The following is a 14,590-nucleotide window of genomic DNA, read 5'->3' on the forward strand; positions in this document are numbered from 1 at the left end:
AGCGGCACCCCCGAGGACGCACTCGACACCGCCTGCCACCTCCACCTCACCGGTCTCGACACCTGACACGGGCAAGCGCACGCCAAGCCCGACGTCAACCCCCGAAGGATTTACGACGCAGACCACTTAGCCGTACCGCCATGCGAACCTGCGCCCGACATGCTCGACTTGACCATCGCAGTTCGGCACCTCCTGCATCAGGAGACACGCGGTGAGATGGAACTCCGGCTCGGGGAGCGAACCTTCGAGGTCGTCATTACCGCCAGGGGCCGCCGTTCGGACGAAGCCCTGGCGCTGATGGACACCTGGCAGCCGGGAGGGTGCGGACCTGTCGTTGACGATCCGGGCCGCCCGTTCCGGTACTGGCTCGTTCCTCCCGGTACGGCGGCCCAGTGGGAGAACGGATTCGGCCGCTGCGTGGCTCGGGGCCGTGTGCTCATGCCGCCGCTCGACCGGTCCAGTCCCCCGGGGCCCTTCTGGGTGAGGCCGTGGAACCGTCACCGGCTCGTGGGCGCGGGTCTGCTCCGGTCGGCGCTGGTGACCGCCGGCGGCGGCCGGGCAGGGTGGCCGCCGCTGCCGCCGCTCTACACCTAGAAGGCGGGCCAGTACCCGCCAAGGCGATCCGAGGCTCGACAACCCGTTGAAGCTTCCGCCCGCGCAGGCCGTGACCGTGCCCGGTCCTGCGTGGGCGGATTCCAAGTACACGTCCGCTCCGGTCGGGGCGGCCTCAGCGAGAAACGGATTCCTGTGGAACAGTCCCAGCCCCCGACCTGCCCACATTCGCCGCCATGCCCGTCCGCCGAAGACCTCACTCGGGGCTCGGCCGCGGTCGTGGCCTCGCACCCTGAGCAGGGGTGGAATTTGCTCTGTAACGGTGTCCTGGAGTTTGAGGACACGGGGCAACTGCTGCCCGACGGCAGCACGGTCCCCCCTCACCGGCCGACCGATGGAACGAAGGCCGCAGCGTGAGCGGCCGAGCGAAGCCCCGCGAGCACTTCCATCTTACCGACCGCGAGCTTGAGACCGTGGCCTTGGCCGCCGAAGGTCTGAAGGTCAACGCGATCGCTCGCCGTCTGAAGCTTTCGGACGGTGCGGTGCAGTCACGGCTGAAGTTCGCCCGGCAGAAATGCGGTTCCGCGCGAACCACGGCCCTGGTCCACAGCGCGTACGCGTCGAAACAGCTGCCCCCGCCGGACGCCGAGCCGCCGGTGGAACTCTCCGAGGAGCAGCTGCGGGTGCTCCGCCACCTTGCCGACGGGCTGACGGTCATCGAGATACGACCGCTCGTCACCTGGTCCGAGTGGCGGCTACGGAACGTCTACGGCGACCTCTTGGCCGCCTTGGACGCCACCGACAGACCGGCATTCGCGATCAAGCGCGCCTGGGCCATGGGGCACCTGGGCCACGACCAGCAGACCACCTGACACCTGCGCCCTCACGGGCTCAGTACGGCGTCCCGGCGCGGGTATGCGGCCCGCTCTGCCTTCGACCGCGTACGCGGGCACGGCACCGGGCCGGGACGCCTTCGATCGGAGCAGCACTCCAACCACGAGGAGCGTACATGTCCAGTTCTCCGTACTACACGGGTCGTATCGGCGTCCTGTACGGCGGCGACTCCCCCGAGCGGCCGGGGTCTGTCGCGAGCGCCGAGGCCGCCTTCAAGGCTCTGTCGGGCGCCGGAATGCAGGCGGAGATGATCGACCTGGCCGACCTGGCCGGGCTGGGGGCGGGTTTGCGAAAGCGTATCGACGTCGCTCTCCTGGCCTGCCACGGGCCGGGCGGCGAGGACGGGAAGGTTCAGGGACTGCTGGAGCAGCTCAAGATCCCCTACACCGGCTCGGGGGTTCTCGCGTCCGCGCTCGGCATGCACAAGCCGACGTTCAAGACCCTGCTCGCCGCCCTGAACGTCGACACCCCCCGGTCGATCACCGTGCTGGCGGAGCACACCGTGGAGAGCACGCTGACGACGGTCGAGCTGAACCTCGGCTACCCGGTGTTCGTCAAGCCCGCGGGCGGCGGCGGCAGCCTCGGCGCCGGCATCGCCCGCGACGCCGGGGAACTGGCGGCACTGCTGCGGGCCCGTCGCAAGGAGCAGTACGCCGAGTACATGGTCGAGGAGTACATCGACGGCGTCCCGTGCACCGTGGGCATCCTGGACCAGGGCCGGCCCGTCGTGTTGCCTCTGTTGACCTGCGAGACGGACCGCGCGTTCTACGACTACGAGGCCAAGCACGACAGGGGCCTTCGTCGTGAGAGCTGCCCCGCCACCCTGCCGGAGGAGGTGGAGCAGCGGGTGGTGGAGACCGCTTTGAAGGTGCATCGGCGAATCGGGGCGCACGGCGTGAGCCGGGTGGACTTCCTGATCTGTGCGGACGGTCGGAGTCCCGTGCTGGAGGTGAACACGGTGCCGGGTCTGTCGGAGCACGGCAACCTGGCGACGATGGCGGCCGCGGCAGGGGTGTCGTACGTCGAGCTGATCAAGCGGGTTCTGGACACGGCGTTCACGAAGGACTCGTACGTGCCCTGACGCCTGGGCGGCGGCAGAGTAGGGGCATGACCGTTGCCACGACCCATCATGTTCCCTACTTCTCGCAGTGGGAGTCCGCCGGCCTGGTGCCCGAGTTCGTTGCGGGCATCACGGCCGCGTCCGCTGATCCGCTGTGGGAGTCCTCCGGTGCCGACAGCGCGGAGGAGTACGCCTTCTGGGCGCCGCGCATGTGCGGCATGGCGTGCCTGCGGATGGCGCTGGGGTTCTTCGGGCAGCCTGTGCCCCCGTCGGTGCCGCTGGTCCGGCAGGCTCTGGCTGCCGGGGCGTACGTGCGCGACGGCGACCAGGTGCAAGGGCTGATCTACGCGCCGTTCGCCACGTGGGTGGCATCCCGGTGGGGCCTGTTCGCCGAGGCCCGTCCGCAGCTCTCCGTTGAGGAGGTCGATGCCGAGATCTTGCGGGGGCGGCTGGTGCTGCTGTCGGTCCATAAGACGATCCGCACCCTCGATCCCCGCCCTGAGCGGCGCGGCGGGCACCTGGTCCTCGCCGTGGGCTCCGGCCCGGATCACGTCACCATTCACAACCCCTCCGGGTTCCCGGAGCAGTCGCAGCAGTTCCATCAGGTTTCCAGGGCGGACCTCGCCCGGTTCTTCGCCGGCCGGGGGGTCGTGCTGGGCCACGCACAGTAGGAGCAACGTGATCCCCTTCTCCCTCGCCGCCGCCGCACTCGCCACCGAAGGCCGGCTCGCCGGTGGCGCCGATCCCGACAGCTTGATCACCGGGCCGCTGGTCTTCGACTCGCGCGACATCACCCCCGGCAGTCTGTTCTGCTGCCTTCCCGGCAAGTCCGTCGACGGACACGACTTCGCCGTCCAGGCGGTGGCAACCGGAGCCATCGCGGTAATCGCGCGCCGCCCTGTGGACGCGCCCGCGATCATGGTCCCCGACGTCCTGGGAGCGATGGGGCTAATCGCGGCCCGTGTCGCCTCCGAGTTCACCGGCACGGTGATCGGGCTGACCGGGTCGGCGGGCAAGACCAGCACCAAGGACCTGCTGACGTCCATCCTGGAACTGGACGGGCCGACCGTGGCCACGCCCCGGTCGTTCAACAACGAGATCGGTTTCCCCGTCACCGTCTCCCGGGTCGAGACAGGTAGCCGCTACCTGCTGCTGGAGATGGGGGCGCGGGGCCTGGGCCACATCGACAGCCTGTGCGACATCGCCCGTCCCACGATCTCCACAGTCCTGGGGGTGGGGTCCGCGCACATCGGGGAGTTCGGTTCCCGGGAGGTCACCGCCCAGGCGAAGGCCGAGGTCGTCCGGGCCCTGCCCGCCCACGGCACCGCCGTCCTCAACGGCGATGACCCGCTGGTAGCCGCGATGGCCGGGGCCACGGACGCGGCTGTGGTCACCTTCGGCTTCGGCGAGCACTGCGACATCCGCGCCGAGCAGGTGGGCGTGCAGCACGACGGGCGCCCCCACTTCGTTCTCGTGAACGGCAAGGACCGTAGGCGCATCGAGCTACGGGTCCACGGCCGGCACAACGTCCTGAACGCCCTCGCGGCGGCGGCCACGGCCACCGCCGCGGGCATCCCCGCGGACCGCATCGCACAGGGGTTGCGGCAGGCGGAGATCTCCAGTGGCGGCCGGATGGAAGTCACCACGCGCCCGGACGGGGTCACCGTTATCAACGACGCCTTCAACGCGAGCCCCGAATCCGTGCTCGCCGCGCTGACCGCTCTCGGCGACATCGCGGGCCCGACCCGCCGGAAGATCGCGGTACTCGGGGAGATGGCCGAGCTCGGTGATGAAGCGGCCGACTGGCACGATCAGGTGGCCGAGCATGTGGTTCGTCTGCGTCCGGCCGAGGTGCTCGGTATCGGCAGCATCCACATGGAGCGGATGCTGACGGTCATGACGGACGCCGGGCTGAAGGCGTCGAGGTCGAATGTCGACCCGGAGGTGCCGCTGATCGAGGAGATCCGGCGTGTGCTGCGGCCGGGTGACGTGGTCCTGATCAAGGGGGCGAACTCCCTTGGGCTGGAGGCGGTCGCCCGCGAGCTGGCCGCCGTGCCGACCTCGTAGGGCGCAGGCGAAGCGGATCGGCGGGCCCCGTTCGCTCTCTCCGGGCAACGGGGCCCGGACGTGTCTGGATCCACCTGATGCCGAGGTCTGCAAACTCGTGCAAGTTCCGTGCAGTCGAAGCCAGTTCGATGCAAGGATTTCGTCAGCGATCCGGCAGCATCCGAGCGAGGAGGGCAGCATGGCTCTACGCATGCTTGGCAAGGACCCCGAGAGCAAGACGGGCGACAGCCCCACGATCTATCTGGACGAGGAACGCGACACATACGTGGTGCAGGGATGGAAGATCTTGGACGCCGAAAGGCGGGCGCAGCTCGACCTGCCCGGCCACGAGGACGTGATCGAGCTGCCCCGCAGGATGGTGGCGTTCTTCGAGAAGGAGGACCGTGGCACCGCCGACGTTTAAGGAGCTGCTGGCGTCCGCCCGAAGTTCTGCCGTGCATCTGGAGATGCGGGACGCGTACATGCCCGACCCCGCATTCGACGCCTGGCTGGGCGGCTCGCGGGAGGACCATCTCACCGAGGACGAGGACTTCCAGACCTGGCTGGAGTGGGTCCGCGAGACCACAGCTCGCGGGGTGGCGGTGCGCCGGGCTCGGGTGTTCTCCGTCCCGGAGAGCGACTACATCCGCTGGGAGCACTTCATCTCCGACGCCAACGTAGCGGCGGGCGAGGACATCCGGTGGCTCTCACGCCGCGATACGACAGGCATCGCCTTCCCCGGCAACGACTTCTGGATCTTCGACGACACACAGGTCCTCGTCCAGCACTTCGCCGGCGACGGAACAATCCGTGCGCAGTGGCGGGAGCTGACCACGGACCCTGTCGTCCTGGAGTTGTGCCGTAGCGCGTTCGAGGCGGTGTGGGAGCGGGCCGTCCCGCACGGCGACTACAAGCCGACCTAGCGCGATCAGCCGTGGCCGCGTCGCCGTTCCCCGCTGTCGAAGAGGCCCGTCGCAGCCTTGGGGTGCGCCTGCGTGACCTGCGGCGAGCGGGAGGTTTCAAGACGGCACGGGCCTTCGCGGCCCGTGCCGGCTGGAGCGAGTCGAAGGTCTCCCGGATCGAGCACGGGATCACCTCGCCGAGTGAGGATGACCTGCGCGCCTATGTAGAGCACAGTGGCGCCCAGCACGACTATGAGGACCTGTTGGCGGCCGCGAGCAGCATCCAAGAGATGTACGTGGAGTGGAAGCGTGTCTTCGCCAACGGCCTCACGCCGGTGCAGGAGGCCGCGTTGCCCCGGTACGAGCGCACTCGGCACTTTCGAATCTACGAGCCGGGCGTCATCCCCGGGCTGCTCCAGACGCCCGCCTACGCCGCGGCGTTGATGGGTCGGATCATCGACTTCTGGGGCATCCCCGATGACGCCGAGCAGGCCGCCGAGGTGCGCGCGGTGCGCAAGGCGGCCGTCCTGCGGGACGCCGGCCGCCAGTTCGGCGTCGTCGTGGAGGAGACCGCGCTGCGGGCCCGCTTCGGGGACACCGAGACCATGGCCGGGCAGCTCGGGCACCTGATGACCGTCTCGCTGTGGCAGCAGGTCAGCCTCGGAGTGATCCCGATGGGTGCCGAGCGGATCATGTGGCCCAACGAAGGCTTCTGGATCTACGACAGAGAGCGAGTCCTCATCGAACTGGCCTCCGCCGAGGTGACCCTCACCCAGCCGAGCGAAGTCGCCACCTATGAACGGATCCACGCGGAACTCGCCCGGATCGCCGTCCATGGCAAAGCCGCCCGCGCCCTGATCGCCGACGCGATCAACGCACTTGAATGACCGGGTGCAAGCAGGTGCAAGTTTCTTGCCCCACACCCCCGCCCTTCCTGATGCTGTCACCACCCCCGCACGCACAGCAACGAGAACGCGGTGATGCTCATGTCCGTCACGAACACCGAAACCGCCTCGGCCGCCGACATCATCGCGCTGAACGCGGCGCGAGAACTCGGTGATGCGCTGGAGGCCATCGGCATCGCGCTGCCGTCGTTGCGCGCGGAAGCGAACGTGAACGGCGTCGGATTCGTGAACCTGGGCGGCTGCCCGGCAGATGCGGCCTACGCGCTGGCGCACTGGATCCGCGACCACGCCTGACGCGGCCCAGGGGGTACGGCACATCGCTCATCAATGCGGCATCGACCACTGGAGGTTTCCATGGCTTGGGGTACCGGTAAGGGCGGCAGCGGCGGCGACGGGAAGCACTCGGGAAACAAGGACCCGGGGACCGCGAAGCCGTCTTCGGACACCAAGCAGCCGAAGCCCGAGCCGAAGCACAAGGGGAAGTAGGCGCCGGCATGCCGACGAACCAAGTCGACGGGCGGTCCGCGATGCGCGGCCTGCTCGCCGCGGTGAACGAGGACCTCGGGGCACCGATCGCGCCAGTGTGGGAGGAAGCATTCTGGGCGCTGCCCCGGCACGCGTTCCTGCCCGACACGGTGTGGGTGGGTGATGACCTGGAGGAGTGCTCGCGGCAGAACTCCCCGAAGGAGTGGCTGCGGCACGCCTACGAGGACGATGCGGTCGTCACCCAGGTCAACGACGGCCAGGACCCGGCCGCCGGGGAGCGTTGGGCATCCTGCTCGGCGTCCGCGCCGTCCATCGTGTTCCGCATGCTCGACATGCTGGACGTGTCCGCCGAGCACAACGTGCTGGAGATCGGTACCGGCACCGGCTGGAACGCCGGCCTGCTGGCTCACCGCGTCCGCTCGGGGTCGGTGACCAGCATCGAGGTCGACCCGGTCTTGGCCGCACTGGCTGCGAACCGGCTGAAGGAGGCCGGGGTGACGCCGCGGGTGGTCTGCGGCGACGGCGCCCTCGGCCACGAGGACGGGGGCCCGTACGACCGGGTGCAGTCGACGTGCTCGGTTCGCACGGTCCCGCCGGCCTGGCTCGCCCAGACGAAGCCGGGCGGTCTGATCCTGACCGCGTGGGAATCGCCGTGGCTCTGCTACGGCCTCGTGCGACTGACCGTCGACGGCCACGGGACGGCCTGCGGATCCTTCTTCCCGTACTCGGCGTTCATGCTGATGCGCGGACAGCGCACGGATCTGCGGATCTACCGGGACGTGGTGCGCGAGGACCACGTCCCGGACGAGTCGTCCACCCGTCTGCCGCCGCAGGCGGTGGCCGGGGACGACGTGGCCGCGCAGTTCGCGGTCGGCCTGCAGCTCGGCGATGTGTGGCACACCTGGCACCACAACCCGGACGTGGAAGGTGTCGTCACCCGGTTGTGGCTGGCCACCACGGATGCGACCTCGTGGGCGGCCGTCGACTGGGACGGCACGAGTGACGAGCGGTACACCGTGTGGGAGTACGGGCCTCGGCGCCTGTGGAGCGAGGTGACGGCCGCCTACCGCTGGTGGGACGCGGCTGGCTGGCCCGGTCCGGAGCGGTTCGGGATGACCATCAGCCCGGACGGCAAGCACACGGTGTGGCTCGACACTCCTGACCGGTTCGTCCCACAGACCGGCTGACCCCGGGGGGCTGTCCCCGATCGAGTGGATCGCTCTCGAAGCCGCTCCCGCGTGGGGGCGGCTTCGGCACTTTGACATGCAGCAGCAGGCGACGGGAGACGACGTGACGGACCAGGCGACGGAGAAGCCCGGGTGCAGCGCGGAGGAGTACCGGTTCAAGTCGGGGACGATGGCCGTGCTGGAGGGAAGGCCCATGACCACGTGGGCGATGACGCGCCGGTTACCCCAGCTGGTGCGGCGCGGCCTCCAGCTCGGGTGGAGCGTGGACAGGAAGGCCGTCGTCCTGCTCTTGGCCTGCCAGGCCGTCTCGGCGGCCCTGGAAGCCGCCGGTCTCCTGGCGACGACGAGGACGATCACCGCGCTCATCTCGTCCGGCGACATGGGCGCCCGTCTCCACGGTGCGCTGCCCTCCATTGCGTTGCTGGCAGCTGCTGCGGGGCTGCGGGCTCTTCTCGGCATCGCGATCGTTAACATCTCCAACCGGCCTTCCCCGCGCATCTCCCGCGAAGCCGAACTCAAGATGCTGAACGCCGCTGTGAACGCCGAGCTCGTGGCCTATGACCATCCTGGGTTCAACGACGCCTGGGAGAACGCCGACCGCGGCGCGGACGTGGCACGTGACCTGATCACCGAGTCCCAGCAGCTGATGTCCTGCCTCGGCTCTCTGATTGCCTCCGCCGGCGTGGTCCTCGTCCTCCACCCCGTCCTTCTCCCCCTGCTCGTCTTGGCCGTCCTGCCGCAGGGCATCGCGAGCTTGCGGGCCGCCCGCGTCCATTACGAGGCGGGCCGGTCCCTGGCCGCCGAGCGCCGCACCCTGGGCCATCTGCGCTGGTACATCGCGGACAAGGAGACCGCCGACCAGGTCCGCTCGGGCACCATGGCCGGGTTCCTGCTCTCCCGCTACCGGGCCATCGGGGCCCGCGTGGACGCCACGACCGACGAGGCGATCCACCGCGGCGCCCGATACGCCCTCCTCGGTGCCGGGGCGGCGGGGCTGGCCGCCGCCCTGATGTGGGGTGCGCTCCTGGGACTGCTGGCGACCGGACACATGAGCGTGGCCGCCGGCGGGACGGCGGTGTTCGCGCTGCGTTCGGTGGGCAGTTCGCTGCGGGGCATGGTCGGCTACGGCGCCCAGTTGTTCCGTACCGGCCTGTACTTCGACGACTGGGTGGAGTTCACCGAGCAGGCGGGCGGCCACCGCATCGATCGGGGCACGACCAAGGCCGTCTCCCCCACCGTCGTCCGGGTCGAGAACGTGTCCTTCACCTACCCGGACGCCGAGCGGGCCGCCCTGGAGAAGGTCACTCTGGAGGTCCGGCGGGGTGAGATTCTCGCGCTCGTGGGAGAGAACGGCTCCGGCAAGACGACCCTGTCGAAACTCTTCTCCGGCCTCTACCTCGCCGACGAAGGGACGGTCACCTGGGACGGCACCGACATCAAGGACCACGACGCCCACAGCCTGTGGGAGCACACGGCTGTCGTCCCACAGAACTTCGCCCACGGGCCCCTGACGGCCCGCGACAACATCACCCTCGGCCAGCCCACCAGCGGCTCGGACGAGAACGTACTCCGGGCGGCCGAGCAGTCCGGCGCCGTGGAGGTCATCGACCGCCTGCGGTCCGGCCTGGACACCCTGCTGGCCCGCCAGTATTTCGGCGGTGAGGAACTCTCCGGCGGCCAGTGGCAGCGCATCGCCATCGCCCGCGCCTTCCACCGCGGAGGCCTGCTGATCCTGGACGAGCCCACCAGCGCGCTGGACCCGCGCGCCGAGCACCGCATCTTCACCGGGCTGCGTGCCATCGCCTACGAACGCCCGATCGTGCTGATCACCCACCGGCTCGCCAACGTGGCCATCGCGGACCGCATCGTGGTCCTCGACCAGGGCCGCGTCGTCCAGCACGGCACCTACGGCGAACTCTGCTCCGATCCGGGCCTGTTCCGCGAGCTCATGGGGCTGCAAAGCGACCGCCCCGGCGTGATCCCCACCCCTCGAACCCAGAACTGAGCAAGGAGTACCCCCATGGCCTTCACACCCGACGATCCGGCCGACGAACCGCTGGAGGCATGGGCGGCCCGCCGGGAAGGTCGCAGGCGCGCGGTGGGTGAACTACGGGCGGTCCCGCTCGGCCCGGGCCCGGCGCGAGGCGGGCACGTTCAGCCGGAACTCCCCCGGGCCATCGTCCGCTGGGACGGCTTCGCGTGGGAACCGGTCACCATCGCCCCCGACTACGCCGCCGCCCGGCGCATCATCGATCCGACCGCCCCGGCCGAGACAGTCCCGGTGCCCGGCTACAGTCCGGCCCCACTGCGCGAGGGGCGCGGCCGTCATCGCCGCACCTGAAGCACCCACCCGAGACGAGGCAGGAATCCATGGACGAAGTGTGGAAGACCATCGACGAGCTGGCGCGCGCCTTCAGGCAGCGGGATGACGAGCGGAAGGTACCGATCGAGCAGCAGTGGACTCTTCAGGTCCTCAAGATCGGGGAGGAGTTCGGAGAGGCCGCCCAGGCGGTGATCGGCGTGCACGGCACCAACCCGCGCAAGGGCACCTCTCACTCCTGGGACGACGTGCAGGCCGAAGTCGCGGACACCGCGATCACCGCTCTGGTCACGCTGGCCCGAATGCGGCCCGACGACGCTGCGGACTTCCTTGCCGGTGTGCTGGCCGACAAGTCGAGTCGATTCCTCGTCCCCGCCCAGCCTTCCTTCGACAAGGTAGAGGAGGCGGCGGAGGTGCTCTGAGCCTGCGGGCCGAAATGGGCAGAGGAGGAAACGTTCAATACTCGCCAGCGTCGGAACCTGCCGACCGTGCTGCGGATACAGCGAAACCCCCGAGCATCGGCCGGATGGCGGGGGTTTCGCGTACACCTCTTGGAAAGTGTGGCGCCAGTCTATCGGGGTGGGCGTGACGGTTGCCGTGCTGCCGTGGAGCCGTCTCCTTCGTACCCGTATTCTGCTATGGCAGATATAGGAGAGAAAGGGGACTGTCGTGGCGAAGCCGCTGGTGATGGGCCGCAAGGAGATTGCGCGGGTCTACCGGATTGCGGAGACGGCCGTCAGCGACCGTTGGGTCCCTGGTGGGGTGATCTCCTACGAGGACGCGGCGATCGTGTCTGGTAAGGCGTACTGGCCCGGCGGCCTGGTGGTCGAGTTGGCGTTGCCGCCGGGCAGTCGGGGCCGGCAGCTGGATGTGGGCTTGCTGGAGGAGTTGGAGCGGGAGCAGGGTGCGACCGCGCGACCGATGAAGGCGGGGGAGCTTCCTCCGTTGGTTGGGTTGCAGGAGTACGCGGCGCTGTTCGGCGTGGACCCGATCAAGGCATCGCAGGCGATGAAGAGTGCGCGGCAGCAGCTGCCGGCGCCGGACTACTCGTTGTCGGGGTCTCCGTTGTGGCTTCTCGAGACCGTGCTGGCCGGAGCGGAGCACACGGTGATCGTGTCGCGTGAGGCGAGGCGCAATCCGGGGGCGTGGCAGCTCAACGAGGTGATCGCGGAGGAGCTGCGGAAGGGCGTGTATCGGGGTCCGGGCTCGGCGTTTATGCCGCGGGGCAAGAAGGCGGTCGCGGACGGGCCTGAGCTGTAGATCGGGGCCCCCTTGCTGGGCTCAACTGGTCTAGCTGGTTGACGGATCGGGGGCGCGTGGCCGTTGGCCCGGGGTGCATTCGTCCCGGGCCGGCGGCTGTTGTCGGCGGTTGACTCCCCTACCTTTCATAGTAGAATTTGGGTATACGCAGGGAGATGCAGTTGAACCACCGCGCTTGCGTGACGTAGAAATAGGCCGCTACCCAAAAACGGAGGAACTCATGGCTCCCATGCAGCTCGAACTGCCGCTGGCACCCCTGCGCCACCCGGACCGGGCTGGCGAACCGTTGAGTATCCAGGATCGCTTCGAGGCATTCCACCAGCTCAATCCGTGGATCCTCGGGAAGCTGGAGGCCATGACGGCGGACTGCGTCGAACGGGGCCTCAAGCGCGTCGGAATCGGCATGCTGTTCGAGGTCCTGCGCTACGAATACGGCCGGGCCACGCACGGCGACGTCTGGAAGCTGAACAACGACTTCCGATCGCGGTACGCCAGGCGCCTGGTTGAACTGCACCCCGAGTGGTCTTCGGTCTTCGAGACCCGAGGCCTGCGCAGCGCGTGAATTAGGCCACTACGCATTCCACCACCTCTTGGAGTAGCCATGCCCAACCCCACCCCCAAGCTCCGCACCCGAAAGCCGACCGGTGTCACCCCGTGGCCGGTGATCCTCCTCGAAGGAGAGGAGAAGGCAGGCAAGAGCCACAAGGCTGCCGAGTTCACCGGCTCCGAGAAGACCGGTCAGGCCTACTGGCTGGAACTCGGCGAGGACACCGCCGACGAGTACGCGGCCGTGCCCGGCGCGGACTACCTGCTCATCGACCACAACGGCAGCTACCGCGACATCCTCGGCCAGATCGAGGCGGTACACGCGGAGGCGAAGAGGGCGGCGGCCGCGAAGGAGAAGCCGGTGGTCCTCGTCATCGACTCGGTGTCGATGCTGTGGCGGATGCTGGTGAACTGGACCAACGACCGGGCCCGGCGCTCGAACTCGGGGCAGAACAAGCTGCGCAAGGACCCGGACGCCGAGGTCAAGCCGTCGATGAACCTGTGGAACGACGCCGCCGAGAGGTGGAACAAGGTCATGTACCTGGTGCGGACCATGCCGGGCATCGTGATCCTGCTCGCGCGCGGCAAGGAGGTCGCGGCCGTCGACGGCAACGGCGACCCGATCCCCCGCACGAAGGACTGGCGGGTCGAGGGCCACAAGTCCCTGGCCTTCGACGCGACGGTGTGGGTCCGGCTGCGGCGCAAGGAGGACCCGCAGATCATCGGCGCCCGCTCCTTGCGGTTCGAGGTGCCGCGCAGTGGGGAGCCGAAGACCGCCCCGGGCCTGACCATCGAGCAGCTGGTGTTCGGGTGGATGGGATGCGCGATCCACACCCAGCCGAGGGCGACACCCGAGTTGACCGGTGACCTGGCGCAGGCATGGCTCCCGAAGGTCAACGAGGCCGCCGCGGCCGGCGTGGCCGAGCTGAAGAAGCTGTGGAAGCAGATCGAGAAGAACGAGAGCCTCAGCCGCGATGAGGTCTTGGTGATCCGGGCCTCCATCGAGCAGAAGGCCGTCGAGTTGCAGAACCCGAAGCCGCTCGTGGATCCGACGAGTGACGCCGCCCGGCTGCGCGCCGCCGCGGCCGAGGAGGTCGGGGAGACCCCGCCCGACGCCGCGTTCGACGAGTACGCGACCGCCTGATCCTCCCCTCTCTTTCCGGTCGGGCCCGCTGCGGCGGGCCCGACCGGGCTTACACCTCTTGGAGTTGTTCATGACCACCACGGCAACAAGGCCGCTGCCCGGCGGGTCGGTGTCCATCTGGGAGGCGGCGCACGCCGCCGACGCCCGCCGGCCCCGGTCGCTGCAAACGCAGCTCGGGGCTTCGGACACGATCTGCATGCGCCGGGCCGGGTACATCCTGGCGGGCACCGTAGCGACCAATCAGCCGGACAAGAAGGCGGCGATCCTCGGCACGTACATCCACACCGGGCTGCTGGAGGACGCGCGCCGCGAGTACGGGTGGCTGGTGGAGCGGACGGTGCAGGACGAGACGATTCGCGGGCACATCGACGTGGTGCAGTTGGACGCGGCGACCGCCGGGCGTCTTCCGAAGCGGCATCGGCCCCGGGTCGCCGCCGAGGTGTTGACGGTGGAGGACATCAAGACGAAGTCGGGCCGGATCTGGGACCGGGTGGTCCGGTTCGGTCCTACGGCGGCCGAGATGCGCCAGGTCCTGCTGTACGCGAGCGTGCTGTCCACGGTGGGGTTCGCGGACATCCCCGGGCAGCGGTATCTGCACCGGCTCGGGCCGGTAGCGGTCGCGCGGATCCGCTTCCGGTTCGTGAACCGGGACACCGGCGAGGAGTTCGTGGAGGAGTTCCCGTTCGACCCGTGGCTTGCGGCCGAGGCCCGCTGGTGGGTGGAGCGCGCCATCGAGGCGCAGACCCCCGAGGAGCTGCGTCGCGATCACGACGGCCCCGGCTTGTCCGCGATCTGTGACAACTGCGCGTTCCTCTCCGCGTGCTGGCCGGATGCCCCGCCGGGGGTGCCCGCCCAGACCCTTCTGATCAGCGATGACGAGGACCGGGCGAGGGCCTTGGACCGCTACGTGCGCGCGCGTGAGCGCGGACGGGAGGCGGAGCAGGTCAAGAAGCTGGTCCGGGCGATGGTCGACGCGTCACCGGAGGGAAACTACGGCGCGAATCACCTGGGGTGGGAGGGCGGCAACGAGAAGGACGAAGCCGATGTGGAGGCCATGGTCGGGGCATTCGAGGACGCCGACCTTCCGGTGCCGATGGTGCCCGACCAGGAGGCGATGGTCCGGATCATGCGCCGCGCGGGGATGACCGTGCCGATGCGCAAGGCCGGGAAGAAGTCCGCCCGTTCGATCAAGGTCTCAACGGCCCGCCCCGCCGCCTGACGCCCCCTCTGGCCGCCCCGCACCTGCGGGGCGGCCTGCAACGTCAACGTTTGTCGTTTTGCCGCTCAT

General features: G+C 69.2%; 19 protein-coding genes. All 19 read left to right on the forward strand.

Annotated features, from left to right (window positions below; genetic code table 11):
* Positions 1-216 precede the first annotated feature (216 nt).
* Positions 217-594, forward strand: coding sequence for a hypothetical protein (locus OTB19_RS10770; RefSeq protein WP_267797834.1), 378 nt, complete (start codon positions 217-219; stop codon positions 592-594).
* 153 nt (positions 595-747) lie between these two features.
* A complete protein-coding gene (locus tag OTB19_RS10775; RefSeq protein WP_267797835.1) occupies positions 748-969 on the forward strand; it encodes a DUF5999 family protein in 222 nt (73 codons plus the stop codon).
* Complete coding sequence (locus tag OTB19_RS10780; protein WP_267797836.1) at positions 966-1,424, forward strand: helix-turn-helix domain-containing protein; 459 nt, start codon at positions 966-968, stop codon at positions 1,422-1,424. The genes OTB19_RS10775 and OTB19_RS10780 overlap by 4 nt, the downstream gene beginning before the upstream one ends.
* 137 nt (positions 1,425-1,561) lie before the next feature.
* Positions 1,562-2,527, forward strand: a complete 966-nt coding sequence (locus OTB19_RS10785; protein ID WP_267797837.1) for a D-alanine--D-alanine ligase family protein — start codon at positions 1,562-1,564, stop codon at positions 2,525-2,527.
* A gap of 26 nt (positions 2,528-2,553) precedes the next feature.
* The gene (locus tag OTB19_RS10790; protein WP_267797838.1) at positions 2,554-3,177 is read left to right on the forward strand and encodes a C39 family peptidase; all 624 of its coding nucleotides are present in this window, start codon (positions 2,554-2,556) and stop codon (positions 3,175-3,177) included.
* A gap of 7 nt (positions 3,178-3,184) precedes the next feature.
* Positions 3,185-4,573: a UDP-N-acetylmuramoyl-tripeptide--D-alanyl-D-alanine ligase gene (locus OTB19_RS10795; protein ID WP_267797839.1), complete on the forward strand. Its 1,389-nt coding sequence runs from the start codon at positions 3,185-3,187 to the stop codon at positions 4,571-4,573.
* Positions 4,574-4,751: 178 nt separating this feature from the next.
* A complete protein-coding gene (locus OTB19_RS10800) occupies positions 4,752-4,976 on the forward strand; it encodes a hypothetical protein (RefSeq protein WP_267797840.1) in 225 nt (74 codons plus the stop codon).
* Positions 4,957-5,475 carry a DUF6879 family protein gene (locus OTB19_RS10805; RefSeq protein WP_267797841.1) on the forward strand — a complete coding sequence of 173 codons (519 nt, stop codon included), beginning with the start codon at positions 4,957-4,959 and terminating at the stop codon, positions 5,473-5,475. The genes OTB19_RS10800 and OTB19_RS10805 overlap by 20 nt, the downstream gene beginning before the upstream one ends.
* 62 nt (positions 5,476-5,537) lie before the next feature.
* Positions 5,538-6,341 carry a helix-turn-helix domain-containing protein gene (locus OTB19_RS10810; RefSeq protein ID WP_267797842.1) on the forward strand — a complete coding sequence of 268 codons (804 nt, stop codon included), beginning with the start codon at positions 5,538-5,540 and terminating at the stop codon, positions 6,339-6,341.
* A gap of 99 nt (positions 6,342-6,440) precedes the next feature.
* Positions 6,441-6,653 (forward strand): hypothetical protein, encoded by a 213-nt coding sequence (locus tag OTB19_RS10815; protein ID WP_267797843.1) that lies wholly within the window; start codon positions 6,441-6,443, stop codon positions 6,651-6,653.
* Positions 6,654-6,713: 60 nt separating this feature from the next.
* On the forward strand, positions 6,714-6,845 hold the full coding sequence (locus OTB19_RS10820) for a hypothetical protein (RefSeq protein WP_267797844.1): 132 nt from the start codon (positions 6,714-6,716) through the stop codon (positions 6,843-6,845).
* Positions 6,846-6,853: 8 nt separating this feature from the next.
* A complete protein-coding gene (locus OTB19_RS10825) occupies positions 6,854-8,032 on the forward strand; it encodes a methyltransferase domain-containing protein (protein WP_267797845.1) in 1,179 nt (392 codons plus the stop codon).
* Between the two features lie 103 nt (positions 8,033-8,135).
* On the forward strand, positions 8,136-10,037 hold the full coding sequence (locus OTB19_RS10830) for an ATP-binding cassette domain-containing protein (protein ID WP_267797846.1): 1,902 nt from the start codon (positions 8,136-8,138) through the stop codon (positions 10,035-10,037).
* Between the two features lie 15 nt (positions 10,038-10,052).
* Positions 10,053-10,373, forward strand: a complete 321-nt coding sequence (locus OTB19_RS10835; RefSeq protein ID WP_267797847.1) for a DUF6087 family protein — start codon at positions 10,053-10,055, stop codon at positions 10,371-10,373.
* 29 nt (positions 10,374-10,402) lie between these two features.
* Positions 10,403-10,774 carry a MazG-like family protein gene (locus tag OTB19_RS10840; protein ID WP_267797848.1) on the forward strand — a complete coding sequence of 124 codons (372 nt, stop codon included), beginning with the start codon at positions 10,403-10,405 and terminating at the stop codon, positions 10,772-10,774.
* A 247-nt stretch (positions 10,775-11,021) separates the two neighbouring features.
* The gene (locus OTB19_RS10845) at positions 11,022-11,612 is read left to right on the forward strand and encodes a hypothetical protein (RefSeq protein WP_267797849.1); all 591 of its coding nucleotides are present in this window, start codon (positions 11,022-11,024) and stop codon (positions 11,610-11,612) included.
* A gap of 220 nt (positions 11,613-11,832) precedes the next feature.
* Complete coding sequence (locus OTB19_RS10850; protein WP_267797850.1) at positions 11,833-12,174, forward strand: hypothetical protein; 342 nt, start codon at positions 11,833-11,835, stop codon at positions 12,172-12,174.
* A 39-nt stretch (positions 12,175-12,213) separates the two neighbouring features.
* Complete coding sequence (locus OTB19_RS10855; RefSeq protein WP_267797851.1) at positions 12,214-13,302, forward strand: AAA family ATPase; 1,089 nt, start codon at positions 12,214-12,216, stop codon at positions 13,300-13,302.
* Between the two features lie 70 nt (positions 13,303-13,372).
* Positions 13,373-14,521, forward strand: coding sequence for a hypothetical protein (locus OTB19_RS10860; protein WP_267797852.1), 1,149 nt, complete (start codon positions 13,373-13,375; stop codon positions 14,519-14,521).
* Positions 14,522-14,590: the final 69 nt, after the last annotated feature.

This window comes from Streptomyces sp. H27-H5, assembly GCF_026627505.1.
GTDB lineage: Bacteria > Actinomycetota > Actinomycetes > Streptomycetales > Streptomycetaceae > Streptomyces.